20 protein-coding genes and 1 tRNA gene are annotated in these 15,580 nt (G+C 41.4%); all 21 read left to right on the top strand.

From position 1 onward, the window contains the following. The 21 genes from TCA2_RS17930 (at window position 1) to TCA2_RS17825 (ending at window position 15,470) form a co-directional block, all read left to right on the top strand. Window positions 1–258, top strand: coding sequence for a hypothetical protein (locus TCA2_RS17930; protein ID WP_047912993.1), 258 nt, complete (start codon window positions 1–3; stop codon window positions 256–258). 324 nt (window positions 259–582) lie between these two features. Continuing rightward, window positions 583–915 carry a hypothetical protein gene (locus tag TCA2_RS17925; protein WP_047912992.1) on the top strand — a complete coding sequence of 111 codons (333 nt, stop codon included), beginning with the start codon at window positions 583–585 and terminating at the stop codon, window positions 913–915. Further along, window positions 908–1,135, top strand: coding sequence for a hypothetical protein (locus TCA2_RS17920; protein ID WP_047912991.1), 228 nt, complete (start codon window positions 908–910; stop codon window positions 1,133–1,135). Before TCA2_RS17925 ends, TCA2_RS17920 begins: the two co-directional genes overlap by 8 nt. 3 nt (window positions 1,136–1,138) lie before the next feature. Beyond that, window positions 1,139–1,471 (top strand): hypothetical protein, encoded by a 333-nt coding sequence (locus TCA2_RS17915; RefSeq protein WP_047912990.1) that lies wholly within the window; start codon window positions 1,139–1,141, stop codon window positions 1,469–1,471. Next, window positions 1,464–1,697, top strand: a complete 234-nt coding sequence (locus tag TCA2_RS17910) for a hypothetical protein (protein ID WP_047912989.1) — start codon at window positions 1,464–1,466, stop codon at window positions 1,695–1,697. Before TCA2_RS17915 ends, TCA2_RS17910 begins: the two co-directional genes overlap by 8 nt. Before the next feature lie 12 nt (window positions 1,698–1,709). Then, the gene (locus tag TCA2_RS17905) at window positions 1,710–1,952 is read left to right on the top strand and encodes a hypothetical protein (RefSeq protein WP_047912988.1); all 243 of its coding nucleotides are present in this window, start codon (window positions 1,710–1,712) and stop codon (window positions 1,950–1,952) included. Window positions 1,953–1,960: 8 nt separating this feature from the next. Continuing rightward, on the top strand, window positions 1,961–2,632 hold the full coding sequence (locus TCA2_RS17900; protein WP_047912987.1) for a hypothetical protein: 672 nt from the start codon (window positions 1,961–1,963) through the stop codon (window positions 2,630–2,632). An 87-nt stretch (window positions 2,633–2,719) separates the two neighbouring features. Beyond that, on the top strand, window positions 2,720–3,232 hold the full coding sequence (locus TCA2_RS26270; protein ID WP_052512156.1) for a hypothetical protein: 513 nt from the start codon (window positions 2,720–2,722) through the stop codon (window positions 3,230–3,232). A gap of 103 nt (window positions 3,233–3,335) precedes the next feature. Further along, the gene (locus TCA2_RS17890) at window positions 3,336–3,800 is read left to right on the top strand and encodes a hypothetical protein (protein WP_047912986.1); all 465 of its coding nucleotides are present in this window, start codon (window positions 3,336–3,338) and stop codon (window positions 3,798–3,800) included. Between the two features lie 14 nt (window positions 3,801–3,814). After that, the gene (locus TCA2_RS17885) at window positions 3,815–5,077 is read left to right on the top strand and encodes a DUF6094 domain-containing protein (protein ID WP_047912985.1); all 1,263 of its coding nucleotides are present in this window, start codon (window positions 3,815–3,817) and stop codon (window positions 5,075–5,077) included. Between the two features lie 11 nt (window positions 5,078–5,088). Next, complete coding sequence (locus tag TCA2_RS17880) at window positions 5,089–8,334, top strand: DEAD/DEAH box helicase (protein ID WP_047912984.1); 3,246 nt, start codon at window positions 5,089–5,091, stop codon at window positions 8,332–8,334. 184 nt (window positions 8,335–8,518) lie between these two features. Then, window positions 8,519–8,992: a hypothetical protein gene (locus TCA2_RS17875; protein ID WP_047912983.1), complete on the top strand. Its 474-nt coding sequence runs from the start codon at window positions 8,519–8,521 to the stop codon at window positions 8,990–8,992. A 373-nt stretch (window positions 8,993–9,365) separates the two neighbouring features. After that, entirely contained in the window at window positions 9,366–10,259 is an 894-nt protein-coding gene (locus tag TCA2_RS17865) for a hypothetical protein (protein ID WP_047912981.1), read from the top strand. A 32-nt stretch (window positions 10,260–10,291) separates the two neighbouring features. Then, a complete protein-coding gene (locus TCA2_RS17860) occupies window positions 10,292–10,597 on the top strand; it encodes a hypothetical protein (protein WP_047912980.1) in 306 nt (101 codons plus the stop codon). 65 nt (window positions 10,598–10,662) lie between these two features. Then, a complete protein-coding gene (dnaN, locus tag TCA2_RS17855; RefSeq protein WP_047912979.1) occupies window positions 10,663–12,000 on the top strand; it encodes a DNA polymerase III subunit beta in 1,338 nt (445 codons plus the stop codon). 99 nt (window positions 12,001–12,099) lie between these two features. After that, a complete protein-coding gene (locus tag TCA2_RS17850; RefSeq protein ID WP_047912978.1) occupies window positions 12,100–12,318 on the top strand; it encodes a hypothetical protein in 219 nt (72 codons plus the stop codon). Window positions 12,319–12,323: 5 nt separating this feature from the next. Next, window positions 12,324–12,557 carry a hypothetical protein gene (locus TCA2_RS17845; RefSeq protein WP_047912977.1) on the top strand — a complete coding sequence of 78 codons (234 nt, stop codon included), beginning with the start codon at window positions 12,324–12,326 and terminating at the stop codon, window positions 12,555–12,557. A gap of 558 nt (window positions 12,558–13,115) precedes the next feature. Then, window positions 13,116–13,187: transfer RNA gene (locus tag TCA2_RS17840), tRNA-Ile, on the top strand. Window positions 13,188–14,003: 816 nt separating this feature from the next. Next, window positions 14,004–14,291, top strand: a complete 288-nt coding sequence (locus TCA2_RS17835; RefSeq protein ID WP_047912976.1) for a hypothetical protein — start codon at window positions 14,004–14,006, stop codon at window positions 14,289–14,291. Window positions 14,292–14,342: 51 nt separating this feature from the next. Beyond that, complete coding sequence (locus tag TCA2_RS17830) at window positions 14,343–14,573, top strand: hypothetical protein (protein ID WP_047912975.1); 231 nt, start codon at window positions 14,343–14,345, stop codon at window positions 14,571–14,573. Window positions 14,574–14,636: 63 nt separating this feature from the next. Then, the gene (locus TCA2_RS17825; RefSeq protein WP_047912974.1) at window positions 14,637–15,470 is read left to right on the top strand and encodes a hypothetical protein; all 834 of its coding nucleotides are present in this window, start codon (window positions 14,637–14,639) and stop codon (window positions 15,468–15,470) included. The last annotated feature ends 110 nt before the right edge of the window (window positions 15,471–15,580 follow it).

Genomic DNA, 15,580 nt, shown 5'->3' with positions numbered 1-15,580 from the left:
ATGAGCCAAGAGGGGCAAGTGATTAAACATTTAGTTGAACAAATGAAGGCACTTAATGCAGATAATGCACACACGCAGCTTCAAAACATTGAACAGACTCAAGGACTGACTGTTGTTATATCTATTTATGACAATTTAAAGCCGGCACACGAAGTATTGGATGAATTATATGAATGGGCGGAAGAAAACAACGAAGAAGTAAAGGAACTCATTGAGCAACTGGAGCAAGATATGAGTTGGAACGCTGAGACGGATTGAGGCCATCAGCCTCTTTCCCTGGGAGGGGAGAACACATTGAAGAATTTTGACATATACGAGTATTTAGCTGACTTTGTTAGTGATGGGAAATCAAAAGACGGAGATGAAATTCTTATAAACATTGATGGTCGGAAGATATGTGTAGTTACTCCTCAATTTAAGGAAGAAGAAATCAGTTTCAAGATTGTAAAACGGTATTAGGGAGGGGAGAACAACAGATGATTAAAAATCAGCGAGTTGTAGTTGAGTACTTAACCAATACCGGACATGACTTTTTTAATAAAGAAACAAAGGAAAAACGAAAGTATGGTGGAAAGGTAGACTATGAGTAAACAAGAGCACCTTATATCAGCAGATAAGCTGAAGGAATGGTTTTTAAATAATGACAAAGCTGAACCTTTTATGGAATCTGAGTATTCTGGTGATGCATTCGTAGACCTTTGCGCAGCAATTGATTCAGGATTGCTCAACCCTGATCCAGTACCCACCATTAAGCCGGGAGATAAGGTGCGATACCACGGATGGCAATACAATCTATCTAATGTTGCAACAGTAGATCATTTGATAGAGAGAAATGGCACATATGCAACCATAATACATGACGAAGCACCTTATATTGTTCCACTTGAACATTTGGAGGTAGTAAAGGATGAATGAAGAAGTAGAAACAATCGGTGATTACCTTGAGCGAATGATTACAGAAGGTTACATTGACAAAGACTGTCGCCCGATAAAGTGTCACATCTGTGAAAACACTGATATAGAAGGACGTAATTATATGTACGAAGATTTCGCGCTTATCATTGAATATGAAATGTTCTGCAAGCCTTGCAATGTATCAATTGGGCGATGGTCTTATGGAAACTGGGAGGCGTAAAAATTGAGTAAAGAGAAAAAACTCTTATATAGGGTATATGGTCAAAGCAATAACACTACAGCAAAGGTGTCAGTTGATAAAGAGATGACACTTGAAGAATGCAAAAGCGCTGCTGCTAATGAAGTCTTTAAAACCACATATCACCAATTAGACAAACTTGTTGCTCTGCCAATTGGAACTAAAGATGATTATGATCGAGGAATTATTCTTTTCTGTCCAAGGTGCGGGGAACCTGTTGAGGATATGGGTGCTTCGGAAGCGAATTTTGATTGCTACCAATGTGATGCCAGTATTTATGTAGATATAAGTGTATCCCAGGAGGAGGAGTATGAATGACTTTCTCTTATTTTATAACAGCATAAGTCATAATTTTTCCTGGACGCTTGATATTTACCACTCAAGCATAGTGGGCTGGATTATAACCATTGGCTATAAACCTGCACATGAAATGCATGGCCAAAATGTAATTCATGTTCAGGATGATTGCGATATGCAGCTCTGCTTTGCGAAAGCGCAGATTGCGCTTAAAGAGTGGCTTTGTGAAAATAATGGCGGCTATTAAGGGCGGTGAATTATGAAAGACAAGGACGAAGTGTGCGAAGATCACGGCCGGCTTCGTTGTGATATATGCGCCTATGTTGAAGAATTAAGAGAGCGTGCTGAAAAAGCAGAGCGTAAAGAGGAGAAGCTTAAAGAGGCGATAGGGCATGCTATTTCTCAATACCCTCAGTTCGATTCTAGTGCTATTTATGGGATAATGATGCACGATTACTTGGTATCTATTATGGCCATTCTATATCCCGAAAATAAGGAGTGAATTATATAGTGGCATACAATAACGGCAACGGAGGAAAACGCTCCAGCTTTGATCCATCTAAATATGAGACTGTTAAACGAAGAAAAGAACGCTTACGTATTGATTATCCCAATTCCATCATTTATCCAATGCAAATATCTGGCGTTAACTATGCTAATCATTATGTAGTCTATATTTCCTTAATCTGGCTGGATAAGGAAAAGCGCATCCTTTCACCCGAAGCGGTTACTGCAGTAACAGAACTATGTAAGTCCGTTACTCCGGATAACGCAGCGATCGTTGCTTCAAGTATTGGTCTGCTCTTAGGTGCAGATTCTATCGGCTATTCTCTTTCTATCGCCGGTGGTCGCCAAGCGGATCAATATGCTTGGGTAGAAAACTGTGAAGAGTCGGCTAGTGGCCGTGCTTTAGATAATCTTGGCTATCACAGCGGCAGCGCAAGCCAAGAGGAAATGCAAAAAGTAATTGAGACAGAAAATATAGCAAAAAGACGCATTGATATTGAGAGTCAAATCACGTTTTATTTGCAACAAATGTACAATATGGATATCAATGTCCAGAATGTCTTTAACCAATGTGCGAGCGCAGTAGGCCACAGCTTTAATTATCTAACCGAATTGGACATTGATGAATTGCAAACTGTTCATAAAATCGTTAAGAGCGCCATGCCAGCGGCATAATTCGACACAATTCGTATATCCTATATCATATGAAATATTGACCTCAGCCTCATGCTTATTTATAATCATGACTGAGGAGGTGTACATATGGGTGCACAAGATTTAATGAGAGCGGCCGCGAACGCAAGTGGGCAGAGCCGGCTTCAGCCGCAAAAACCGAAAATGGGAACTGCAGCAGCTCAGCCACCAACACCTGAGCCAGAACAAGAAGAAAGCAATATTCGAGAGGATATTATTGAAACTGCCCAATCTCAGGTTGCAGCAACACGACAGACTGAACAGAGGGTAGTTCGTCCACGTCTTCCTAGGCAAGAGACAAGCACTGCCAAGCATCGGTTTGTTAAGCGTCCAGAGCTGCCTGACGATCTCTATCGTGAAGTTCCTTCAACCAGCAGTTATCAAATCTATAATAAAGATATTGATAAATTTATTAAAAATTTTTCATCGGAAAATTCTCAATATCGTGGTGGGGCTAAAATCACCCCTTCTATGCTGATAGAAGCTGTTCTAGATTTCACTTTTTACGATATGGATATCCGACCGGATGGCTATATTGATCTCGAAGAGCTACGTGAACATATGCGCAGCAAATTGAAGTAAAACATTGCATAATGTAAGACGTTACATTTTTCTGCCTGTAACGTCTTTTATTATGCTCAAAACATGCTATAATAGCTTATGTTACTGAATGGAGGCCCATACTATGGAGCTTATGAAAGCTTATTTATATAATCAATTCCCTTTTCAAACTACGGACATTTCTGCAAGAACGATTTCAAACCTGCTGACTTGCAATTGGTTTGAGGATGATCGAAAATCGGCAGCTTATACAATATTGCATCGAAGACTGTTAATCAGTTCACAGTGGTACAAGATTACATTACGCTTTAAAAAAGAAGGTCCTGAATTATTGTCATTAGATACGCCTGCCCCTTTTATGGTTGTTCTCAGTGAAGTGAAAGAGGCAGACAATAAAAATTCTCGTTTTGTAGATAAGCAGGTTTATCATTCTAAAACTGTTGGCACTGTATCAGGATACCTTGAGAAAGGTATACCTGCAGAGCTAATTGATGCAATGATTGAAGAGTTCAGGATCAGTGTGCAATACGGCATTCCTATGGTTGAAATCGCTTCTGCTAATAGTAAACTTTCAGAAATACCATTTTGAGGAGGAGATTGATTATGAGTTTTCCATCACAAATTAACGCTGCCTTGTCTGGACATACGGCAAGGCGTTTACATAGTTTTCTTGAGTTCCCTGAAGGCAAGTCAATTACTGCCCTTGATTTTAAAGCTTTTAATGGCAAGACATTAGATGAATTAACTTACTTTGCGAGTGAACGCTACCTATATGGCGCCGAAGCAAGTGAGTATATGGCGAAGGAAGCCAGTACTTTCTTTGAAAGAGTTGCCCTTTCTCATTACAAGAGAGAGATGAAGATAAGTAATGATGCTTTTTCGCTAGCAGTTGTTGATCCTTATATTCACCCGCAATTCATTGAAGATATCTTTATGTCCTATGATCCTTTTCAAATCCCTGACTTTGAGGCTGAGATACGGCAGCAACAACAATCGCTTCAATCTACTGCAGATAATTATCTCGATCTGAATCAGCTTGAAATGACGGAGGAAGAAGTTGAAAAGCGCAAAGTAGATATGGAAGAGCGGATTCAGAAAGCAATCGAAGATAGAAACATTGCATATCGTAAGGCATTACGTGAACAAGAGAAACGTACTTCTGCCTTGCGTGATGATAAGCTCCTTTTAACGAATGCTGCTCGTTATTTAAAGCCTGGCGGCATTCTTATCATGCTTACTCCGAAGGAATTTATTGATGCACATATTTCATTTAAGTTGGCCAACGCCTTTGAAGATATTCAAATTTTCCGCCTGGATGATAGCGAATATGAGAAGCACAGAAAGTGCGTTATTATCGCTAAGAAACGCCTAAGAACAGAGAAGCAAGATACGCTCCCTTACGAGATCATGCAGACGAAATACAAGCCTTACAAGGATATTCCGGTTATCTCTGTACAAGAGAAACCTCTATATAAAGTTCCTGAAGGAAAGAAAGAAGATGTAGTCAGCTTCCGGATCGGACCGATTACACCAGAAGAAGTTCAACAAGTCATGAGAAAGTCTATGCTCGTCGAAAACTATGCTGTTCAGCATGGAATAACCCTGGATAATATCACACCAAAACCACCCACGCAGCTGCATAAAGGACATGTATCATTAACCCTTGCAAGTGGACTGCTAAACGGATATATCGGCACTGGTGCGGATCGCCACTTGGTTAAAGGATCGGTTGTCAAAAAGAATAGTGAGTTTACTGAAGAGGAAGAAACGGATCGCGGAACTGAGATTAAGACCGTAGATCGTGAATACTTCCATATCGGAATCAAATATTTAGATCGGCACGGTGATTTTCACAAATTATTATAGGAGGTTGTGTCATGGCCACAAGAGTATCGGACAAACTCTTTGAACTCGTCCTGCATAATAAAGGTCGTGGACCTAGAATCAGTACTTTTATTGATTTGATCGTCCTCGAAAGAATAGGTAGAAGCGCCAATAATATGTATTTGGTTAATACCATGAATGCAGGACCGAAACAAACACTTTTAGCTTATGAGATGAATGAGCATAAAAGCGGAACGATCTCTCCATTAGGTGAAGGGGTAAGCCGGGATGAAATCATGAACGTCTTTGTTCCAGAGAAAGACTTTTATGACTCATCGGAGCAAAAGATTGATGATATCGTTAACACTCTTTATGTAGCAAAAGCTGCCAAGAATGATATCAAGAAGAAGGAAATGCGCATTTTAGAAAACAAGCAACGCGTTGAATCAGGCATACAGCCACTAGGGCCACATCCTGAACTTATCTTAGCTTGGGATGGCGATATCTTCTCAGAAGTGTATCGAGTACTGAATGATCGATATAATACGCCAATGCTTCCTGAATGGAAGGAAGAGATCGTGCAGGCTTGTTATGATCATGGTCTCCTGACTAACCTTGAAGTAAAGAGCTATGGTAAGGATTATGATCTTGAAGCTGCTTTGCTTCGAATCACTGAAGAGAACCTGGAAGCCATTATTTCAGAAGGTATTCGGTCTTATTCCATGCCATTCGCTATTCTGGACGATGGTCCAACTGAAGAAGAATCTGTACTCAAGAACTGCACGACGTTGGATGTGTATCTCGAGAACTTTGCAGGAGAGCTTGGCCAGCGGATTCAGGAAAACTCTGTATTGCGCTTTGATCCTACAAAGGAAGAGCATCATCGTTCTTTATATCATGCGAATCTTCATGCAAACACCAAAGGTGTTACCGGATTGTTCCCGCCACAAGCAGATGTCGTTATGGGCTGTGCTAATACGATCAAAGACGATGAGGATGACTACGTATTTGTCGTCGGTGAGATGGGATCTGGTAAATCACCAATGGGCGCCCTAATTCCTTATGTTACTCATGCTATTCGATCAGGCATGGAGAAACCTAAGCCTTATCGTGCACTCGTATTTGTGCCAGCAATAATGGTCGAAAAATGGAAGCGGGAGATAGAGGAGCGTATTCCTGATGTGAAAGTATATCAAATCAATAACTGGCGGGATGTACATCGCTTAAGAAATATGCCGTATCGCCCGACAGAGATCGAATACTATGTCATGAGTTCTGATGCAGCAAAGCAGACATATCCGATTGAACCGGTTATGGATTTCCGCAAAGGATATGTCAAAAATCATGACTATGAAGAAGTCATTGCACAAAAGAGAGCGGGTAAGAAAATCCGCATTCGTATGACCAAAGAAAATTCCTTTAGAAATGGTGCAGCGATAACACGAACTGCTATTGGCCCTGAAGCTATGTATTGTCCTCAATGCGGACAGCCGATTAAGAAGACGAAAGAGAAGTACTCTGATGAGCATTACTTCCAGCTTCGCCGCGGTAAAGACAAATGGGCTTGGAATCAAAACCGTGAAAACTACCGCTGTCGCAATAAAGTCTCAAAAGATGCTCTTCCTAAGCATCAGCGTCTTAAGGGCGATTCTCCTGATCAAGAGTGCGGCTTTATTTTTTGGAGTGCTAAGAAGCTCCCTGCTCGCTCTCTCGAGAGAAAGGTATCTCCTGCATGGTATCTGAATAAACATCTTCGTCGTGGATTCTTTGAATACTTGATCGCAGATGAGGTTCATGAATACAAGAGTGGAGACTCGGATCGTGCGAATGCCTTCGGTCAGTTGATCAATCATACAAATAAGCAGATTTTGCTGACAGGTACACTTCTCGGTGGTATGGCAAGAGATATCTTCTATCTTCTGGCTAGACTGGACGCGAAGAAGCTGAAATTGGAAGGTATTACGTATGATGATGAAAGCCGCTTCGTTGAGAACTATGGCGTATACGAACGTTCTATGACAGAGTTCACCGATGATCGTAAGGGCAAGAAGAGAAAGAAGCAGTTGCCTGGCGTTTCGCCACTTGTATTCCCGCGCTTCTTAATGAGTAACTGTGCCTTTATCGAGCTGGGTGACCTAGGCTATGCACTGCCGCCGTATCGTGAGATTCCAATGTTCATCGAGATGGAAGACGAGCATCGCAGAATGTATGACGAGTTGGAAGAAAACATCATGGATGCGATGGGGCAAGGCGGGATGAAGCATCTTTCCTCGTATATCACAAAGCTCTATCAGTATGCAGATATGCCATTCAAACACGAGCCGATCACATATCTTGATGAGCATGACAAGGTTAAGGAGCTATGTCAGCCGTATAATTTCCCTGAAGATTACACTCCAAGTAAATATTATGCGCTCCAGAGCCTTCTGGAGGAGCAGATCGAGGAACGCGGCCGTAAAGTACTTGTCTATGGACGTTTTACTGGCGGAGATAATGGAGTCGATACGTGGCTGTATGAGCGGCTTAAACAGGATGGCTATAATGTTGGTATCCTACGTTCATCTGGAACCTATGATGGAATGAAGATGCCGAAGCAAGAGGATCGGGAAACCTGGCTGCGTAAGAATATGGAACGCTATGATTGGGATGTTCTTGTAACCAACTCTCGTCTGGTCGCTGTTGGTCTTGATCTGCTTATGTTCCCTCATATTCATTTCTATCAAATGGATTACAGTGCTTATAACTATATGCAGGCTTCACGCCGATCTTGGCGGATTAAACAGACTGAGGAAGTTGAAGTTAGTACGTCGGTCTATCGCAATACAATCCAGGCAGATGTGCTAGAAAGCATTGCGAAGAAGATTGATGCGGCAATGGCTCTGCAAGGCAAGTTCTCTGAAGAGGGTCTTCGTGCAATGGCAGACTCTGGCGATGGCATCAATGCACTGGCTAAGAAGCTTATGAGTGAAGGAAGACTGGATAATATCAATTCCATTGAAGATCGATGGAAACGAATCAATGCTTCTTATGAGCAGCTGCAGAATAGCTCCTATGAGGGCTACGACTCTTATGAAATGAATCCACTAGGTATAGATAAAGTGCGTGAGATTCAGAAAGGTCTGGTTAATAAGATGCGTATTGATGTGGCTTCGGGCAAAATCACTCAGAATGATCTTAATAGCTACATGGACCACATTGAAGACATATTCCGTGTTGTTGAGGACGTGCGTGAATATAACAAAGGACTTCGCAAGAATGAGAGAATCGTGGAAGGACAAGGCGCTTTTGCCTTCTTTTAAACTATGGATCTAATGCAGAGCTACCTTGAGAAGAAATATTTAATTAATAATATTTGGATGTGCCGCGTTCGCTGCGTCGAATGCGGCAGGTCTGAATACTACTACGAATATATAAAGAAATATTATTGTTTTACCTGTCGATTAAAATATTTCGCTGCTTAGCAAAAAAAGGAGTTGCTACTAAATGTCAAATGTAAAAATTCCAGATGGAGCAGTTCGCTGTTCTGTTTATGAGGCTTTTCGAACGATGAGGGAAGACGGTAAAACAATAGTCGCTGTCCTGCAAGATGAGGACAATAATAACTATGCTGCCCACTGTTTTTATCCATGGCAGCTCAAACATGAGCAGGAGTATAAGTGTTCATTTTCTGAGTTATCCGAGTATATCGAAAAAGGTAAATGGTATGCTATTCCTTTGGAAGGCGCCGATGTATCTAATCCTATCTATGATGGGGACTTCATTAATGTTTATCTCGCTGGCGGCATTGTAGACCATGTTTCGAAATTCGAAACTAAAGAAGAAGCCATGAAGCACCTTCGTGAGCATTATTCTGAAGAGCCTTTCGATCCTGAAATAGATGATGCAACGATATGGAAACGGGAACCGGATGGATCCTATGAGATCATCCATAATGAAGATACGGTGGAGACAGCATAAATATGGAAGCAGTTTTATTAAAGAAATGTCTTCATTGCGAAGATGAAATCACGAGACGTAAGCATAAAAACTTCTGCTCGGATTCATGCAAGTATTTATATACCGGTAATGAAGAGGAGGAAGAAAAATGCTGATGCAAATCAAGACAAAAAGATGGATCAGACAGAGGTTTAAGCCTTGGGTGAACAAGAATAAGGGGTCTGTGGAAATATGGTTCACAGCCAATAATAAAGCACATGCCGTTGCATTTGAATGTGCCAAGCCTATATTTTGGCTGCCGAGGATAGATAGAAGACCGAGACTTATTCGGTTCGGCTTTCTGCTGTTTTCGATAATATATTATAAAAGAACAATTGAATAGGGGGAATCTTGGATGGCAAAAGCCAAGAAGCGCCAGGACCTATATCAAATTGATCGTTTTCTTCCGGAGCAGCTCATGAAAATGCAATCTAGCATTTATGAATATGCCAAGGCGATAAGCGGTCTTCCAAGTAATCATTCGGAAGTATTTGAGAAGAGGGGGTGGCTTTTGCCATTCCTATTCTCCTATGATGATTTGCTTTGGGGTAGATGGAACTACTGGCATGAGATATTGCAGAAGAAAACGATCAAAGGTAGCGGACCGATCCCTCAAATTGAATGGAAAGAACGAGGTGGAGAAGGTGTCGAAGAAACTCAAAAGATGCTGCGCAAATGCCTTGATCATCACGAATCAACGATCGATCACTTTGCAGATTGGCTTATGTGGGGGCTGGCGGCTTCACCGGAAAATCAAACGCTCAAGATATCACCTGAACTGAATGAGCATTACTATCGAGAGTTCGATATATTTTTAGTTCAAAATTATCCGACCGATTACTTGTCTCACACGCTCTCAGAAGAAACTGGTAAAGGATATAAGTCTGGATTAGGCTACTTTCCTACGCCATTCAATATAACGTGTATGATGACACAAATGACGATGGGTGGAGATCCTGAAGAGGAAAAACGCCAGACTGTATACGATGGCTGCGTGGGATGCGGAGCTACTATACTTCCAGCATCAAACCATACTCTTCGAATGATTGCCCAAGATATCAGCCAGATCGCCGTGAAGCTCTGCAAGATTCAGACGTACTGGTATGCTCCATGGTATGCCTTCCATCCACAATGGCTTAAGGGCTTTGAGCAAAGCAAAACGATTTCTCTTGTTCCTGCAACACCTGGCAAGAAAGTTCTTGAAGGGCAACTTGCATTTGACTTAGACTGGGCAACTGCCCCTGTATAATAAACAAACTAACTTATTGGAGGAATTTTATTATGTCTAACCCTGAATTGGTAGTACAAAAACTAGAAAAACAAGCAGTGATTTCTCAAGATCAGCTTCAAAATCTAATTGATACATTCCCATATGGTCAAAACGAAGGTTTTGTTCCATTTTCGGCAGTGTCTGATGACTTCTCCCTGTTTGGTTTTATGCGTAGCGAAATTGCAATGAGCGAGCGTGTTAATGAAGGCATGCTTTCTGCTTTTGAAGAAATGCTTCTACAAGAAGGAGCAAAAATTCCCGCAGGAGCCATTAAACATGTTTCTCCGTTCGGTATTCTAACAAACATCATTGGGTAGAGGCCGTCTTACGACGGCAGGGGCTTTTTGGATTTAACGGAAAATAAATTAACGGAGGCTTGAAAATGACTATGACACTTACACATGATATTGAATTAGATAAGAAGGTTGACCTGCAGCTGGCCGATGATGCAAATAAAGTAAGAAAAATCACAATTAAAACGGCTGAGCTCTTAAAAGCAGTGAAGCGAGCGGCATCGATTGTAAACCACAACCATGCGAACCTTGTATTGCGCAACATATTCTTTGCTATTACCAATAATGAAGTTATCTTACGAGCTGAAAACGACAGCTATTCTGTAGAGACAACAATTGATCCGGCGCATTGCGTGATTGAAGATGATCCTAGATCCGTTTTGTTTCCAGCAAAGCGTTTTCTGGATATTATCAGTAAAATGAGCGGGAAGAACACGACCATCTTTATTCGAGATAGCCACATCCGGATCAAATCAGGTCGTGCCAATATGGATATTGGAATCCAAGATTCAGACGAGTTTCCAGCATTGCCTAAGATCAAGAAAGGCAATACTTTCGAAATCGCTGCTGACGCCCTTCTGGATATGTACAGCCGCACAGTGTTTGCAACTTCTAAATTGCAGAGCATGCCTGTCTTGCAAGGCGTCTTGCATGACATCGAAGACCAAAGATTTCGCTGCGTTGCAACGGATCGGCATCGATTCGCACAGGTTTATCACCCGACAGCTATTGAATGCGAACCAATGCGTGTCAGTGTTCCAGCAATAACAATCAATGAGGTTATGAAGCATCTAAAGGAAAAGAAGTCGGACACTATCAAAGTTACCGTCAAAGATACTCGTGTGATATATGACATGAACGATACTGTTCTTTATTCTCAAGTATTAGAAGGCACATATCCTGATACAAATCGAATTATTCCTACTGGAGCTAAGGCTAGTGTTACGGTTCCTAATTCCGAGTTTTTAGGTGCGGTCAAGCGAGCAGCCATCTTCTTAGATGACTCTGGTTCTTCTAAAATAACGCTCATGATTGATGGTGAAAAGAACCAGATGCGTATTCAATCATTGGATAGTGATGAAGGTACAATGTTGGAAGATATGACAACACTTAAAGGCGAAGGTGAATTTGCTACATCCACAATGAATGGCCGCTATCTGCTTGAGTCTTTGAACAAGATTAGCGGAACCGCTCATGTGGAAATTAAGATTACGACAGGTCTGCCTTTCCTCTTAAGAGAAACCAATGCGCTTGAAGGGAATGTAAATGTCGTTGTGCCTGTGAAGCATAGACTTGATAGTTCCACAGGAATCGAAAACTTCATGCCTGACTATAGCGATGGAGAGGGAGATCCTTTTGCTGATCGTGCAGATGGATACGCTGAGCAGGCCTCTGAGGATACTGAAAGCCAAGAAGGGGCAGCTTAATCAATTTATCTCAAAATAACGCTTGATTTTAGCTTGTAACGTGTTATAATTCAAAATGTAATGCGTTACAAGCTCACACTAAATAGGGGGCTAATAACGATGACAGCAATGACAGTTGAAGATATGTATGCAATGAAACCAGCAGGCAGTGTGATTCCTTTTTTTAATTTCACCGGATATAATTCGGGTGATAGTGTTCAGGCAGCTGACGGGGCTTATGATTTCGACAACAAGGTTTATGTTGTAGAAGAGGGCCGCATACAGCACATCTGGCATAATGAAGAGAATCAAATGGCATTTGAATTTGAAGGGATTTGAAGCACATGAACTTGGACGTTCAGCGTTCAATATTTGCAACAAATGCATTCGCTTCGGAATTTCCAGAACAGCATATTCAGCTCTGGAAAGAGTTTGAAGAAAAGGTTCCACAGATAAATCGGATTGGCTATTATGGCGCAGACAATGTGGCTTATATACGCTGGCTCCGTGAAACGAAGAATGCAGTCTTTAATTCATTTTTACAATCCAATATTGCAACAAAGCAATTTGATGCATGATATAAGAATGTGGTGGCGGAAGAGAGACGCTAATAGCGGTAAGATGAGGACCGCGTGCCTGTAAATACAAGCATAACCTAGTCAGTGCAAGGGAGAGTGGCCCTTGCCCACATTCTTGCTCTCAATGGACATATGATCCGCGTCTTTACGCAGAGCATCCGAAGATAAACGGATTCGATCTATTTGGCTTTGGCAGTCAGCGGAACTTATGGGAAGCTGTTAAATGAGCAAGTATGCTGGATCGTATGTCGATTGAGGGTCTTTTATTCACCCTTTTTTTCCCCTCATCAAAGAATTATAAAGGGTAGGTTATCTGATTCAGCCGTAGGAAGTCTGGAGTTATTCGTTAGTAGGTTTGTAGGCGCTGCAGAGCCGAACACTGAGGACGGTATCCTGGATGGACTATTCAAAAAACAGACGGCAGTATGCAAAAACTGACGTAAACAACAGCCAGGACCGAACCTGTAACAAAAGGCGATGAAGAGAGGCAACAGGTGGGCCCTCCGCGACAACCTAGGGGTGGATGAGGGTTGTCATGATCATACTGTATGTGAGTCTGCCATGATAGCTTATCAGGGAAAGCACATGACTGATAATCATGAAATGCGGTTCGATTCCGATGTGGTGGCGTTACAGTATGATTCACTTATTTAGCTATGTAGGCGCACTGATGATCTTGTCCGGTTCCGTAAGCCACGCTGAGGCGGGTAGACTGGTCTTGTATCGAATCTGATAGGATAAACAGTGGATTAGAAACGGGCAGCTTAAATGACCGGCAACGCGTGGCTTGCCGGCATCATAAGCTGGAGTGTTTCGGCTCCGTTTGCATCCCTTGCTTTGCGACAGCAGTAAGTCACACGAAACGCAGAGACCTTGGTGACTTTCAGTGCGCTACATAGATTGTGTCCGGAATAGCTTAACGGTAGAGCGATCGTATAAACCCATACGAGAGATCAGAGGTTCGATTCCCGTTTCCGGCTTCTGCATTTAACATACAAGTAAAGACCGTAGATCAGCTTTGAACCTTCTTAGCGTTCAATTCTCACAGGATCAGGTGAAACAAGTGCCAATGTGCAGGGTAGGATTCTCGAATCGGTTGCTTTAAGTTTCCGTTTATCGGATCGGGTGGATGCTTGAACAGTAAAGTTCATGATCGTGAAAACACCTTTCATCTTAAATGCTTAAAGACCTGCAGCTTGTATGTTAAATGGAGAATTTTGTGGGGCAGATTAAGCCTCAATGGATTGGACGAGGGTAGAGCTTACTATCAATTTCAGGTAGGATCTTCAGGCATCGAGTACTTGGGTGTCTGAAGACTATCTTTAAATCCTATATGCCGAAAGGCCAAGGCTTAATATCCCTAACGAAAACTTTCCGAGGCTCACAGGTGATCTGCAGTCGGGTAAGCGGTAAAGACCGGCGTACATAGTTTAAAGGGGGCGTCCAATGAGTAAGCCTGAGATTAGGCTACGTAATGGAAAATTAGCCACATATAAATCATCCAGGCAAACACGGATTCCCGATATGGGTATTAACGAATTGACGGAAGTCCATAGTTTTCGTATACCTTGTCCAGTATGCGATCACGATGAAGATAATATTGCCGTTTCGCAAGATGGTATTGTATTTCTAAATAGTCAAATCGTCTGTCGCTTTTGTGGAGTTTTCTTCCGTCCAGTGGTAGACCCCGTATTCATAAAAGAGCAACGGATGGTTCGCTCGATTATATCTTAAGATGAAGCCGCCAAATAAGTCGGCTTTTTTTATATTGAAGGAGCTGAGTTGATGGATCTTTTTGATTTTGCTGATCAACAAAATAATAAGCCGGAGGTCTACTTTCCCAAGTTAGGAGATCGGGTCTTAATACCCTCAATCGAACAATTTGGATATGTAAATTATATAGATCAAAAGACTCTTTTTAAAAATGAATATTTTCCCATTCAGGTATTACTTGATGAGCCAAATGATTATTCTGTACTAATTCGTACCAATCTTACCGATATTGTGAAAAAATAATCTTGCCATTTCAGAAAAATAGTTTTATTCTTACTGTTGAGAATTGACGAGGGGAGATTAGAAATGATTAAGAATATTGATGCCAGTGATTTGGATTCTCTTATAAGCAAGCTAAAGAATACTTTTTCTTTCGGTGACTGGGATAAAATCCTACTTTTAGCTGAATCGCTTATAGAGAAAACTAATGTTATTGATAATATTACAAAAATGACTGGTGTTAATTTTAATCAAGCAGAGAGAAGTCTAGTTTATTATTATGGTTTTGCTTATATGGCCATTGGAACAGTCTATGAGTATAAATGCGATTACCCGAAAGCCAGAGAATGGGCACTTAAATATAGTGATTGGTCATCCATTATATCTCCTACTGCAGAAGATATAAAATGGATAAACCACTGGACAAAACTTTCTGAGATTAATGTGATCGCGGCAGAGCTACTTATGGGAAAAGAAGAAGCGCTAGATCGAATTGCTGATTATATATTAGAGAATCCTGAAGAAGCCTTAGCTGGCTTGGTCACAATGCTTGAAGCTGCAAACATGAACAGTATGAATATTGATCATGTGTTAGATCGTATACCCGAAGATTTCTGGAAAAATGATAAGACACTTGGTGTAGTGAATATGTCCTATCAGTACAGATATTTCCGTCAATTGTCCCTTTACAAACAAAAATGTAATGAGTTACATTTTTGTTTAGAAAACCTCTTGCGCGCACTCTCATTAGCTGATAAAATGAAGAACGTAGCAGACTTTGAGGAATGTGTTCATCTTTTTGAAACCCTCAAAGATCACGCAGACAGTCGTCAAGAGAAGGCATTTAACCGCATAATAAAGGGAGCGATTAGGCATGAAAAAGTTGTTTCTATCAGCATTGCTAACATTAGGGGTTCTTAGCGCAACTGCAGGCGCTGCAAGCGCTGCAGAATGTGTGGAACCAGTTGTATATAAAGAGGATACACTAGTTAGGCCTCTTGCTTTCGGCTGGGGATCTTAATAAATAAAAA

This window comes from Paenibacillus sp. TCA20 (assembly GCF_000732325.1).
GTDB lineage: Bacteria > Bacillota > Bacilli > Paenibacillales > Paenibacillaceae > Paenibacillus > Paenibacillus urinalis.
Note: the sequence above shows the minus strand (reverse complement) of the source record. Positions and strands in the feature narration are given on the sequence as shown.

Excerpts from the sequence above, each read along its gene's own strand:
- TCA2_RS17845 (WP_047912977.1), top strand. The coding sequence starts at position 12,324 with ATGAACTTGGACGTTCAGCGTTCAATATTTGCAACAAATGCATTCGCT.
- TCA2_RS17865 (WP_047912981.1), top strand. The coding sequence starts at position 9,366 with ATGGCAAAAGCCAAGAAGCGCCAGGACCTATATCAAATTGATCGTTTT.
- TCA2_RS17880 (WP_047912984.1), top strand. The coding sequence starts at position 5,089 with ATGGCCACAAGAGTATCGGACAAACTCTTTGAACTCGTCCTGCATAAT.
- TCA2_RS17860 (WP_047912980.1), top strand. The coding sequence starts at position 10,292 with ATGTCTAACCCTGAATTGGTAGTACAAAAACTAGAAAAACAAGCAGTG.
- TCA2_RS17835 (WP_047912976.1), top strand. The coding sequence starts at position 14,004 with ATGAGTAAGCCTGAGATTAGGCTACGTAATGGAAAATTAGCCACATAT.
- TCA2_RS17885 (WP_047912985.1), top strand. The coding sequence starts at position 3,815 with ATGAGTTTTCCATCACAAATTAACGCTGCCTTGTCTGGACATACGGCA.
- TCA2_RS17890 (WP_047912986.1), top strand. The coding sequence starts at position 3,336 with ATGGAGCTTATGAAAGCTTATTTATATAATCAATTCCCTTTTCAAACT.
- TCA2_RS17905 (WP_047912988.1), top strand. The coding sequence starts at position 1,710 with ATGAAAGACAAGGACGAAGTGTGCGAAGATCACGGCCGGCTTCGTTGT.
- TCA2_RS17910 (WP_047912989.1), top strand. The coding sequence starts at position 1,464 with ATGAATGACTTTCTCTTATTTTATAACAGCATAAGTCATAATTTTTCC.
- TCA2_RS26270 (WP_052512156.1), top strand. The coding sequence starts at position 2,720 with ATGGGTGCACAAGATTTAATGAGAGCGGCCGCGAACGCAAGTGGGCAG.
- TCA2_RS17930 (WP_047912993.1), top strand. The coding sequence starts at position 1 with ATGAGCCAAGAGGGGCAAGTGATTAAACATTTAGTTGAACAAATGAAG.
- dnaN (WP_047912979.1), top strand. The coding sequence starts at position 10,663 with ATGACTATGACACTTACACATGATATTGAATTAGATAAGAAGGTTGAC.
- TCA2_RS17830 (WP_047912975.1), top strand. The coding sequence starts at position 14,343 with ATGGATCTTTTTGATTTTGCTGATCAACAAAATAATAAGCCGGAGGTC.
- TCA2_RS17875 (WP_047912983.1), top strand. The coding sequence starts at position 8,519 with ATGTCAAATGTAAAAATTCCAGATGGAGCAGTTCGCTGTTCTGTTTAT.
- TCA2_RS17920 (WP_047912991.1), top strand. The coding sequence starts at position 908 with ATGAATGAAGAAGTAGAAACAATCGGTGATTACCTTGAGCGAATGATT.
- TCA2_RS17850 (WP_047912978.1), top strand. The coding sequence starts at position 12,100 with ATGACAGCAATGACAGTTGAAGATATGTATGCAATGAAACCAGCAGGC.
- TCA2_RS17825 (WP_047912974.1), top strand. The coding sequence starts at position 14,637 with ATGATTAAGAATATTGATGCCAGTGATTTGGATTCTCTTATAAGCAAG.
- TCA2_RS17925 (WP_047912992.1), top strand. The coding sequence starts at position 583 with ATGAGTAAACAAGAGCACCTTATATCAGCAGATAAGCTGAAGGAATGG.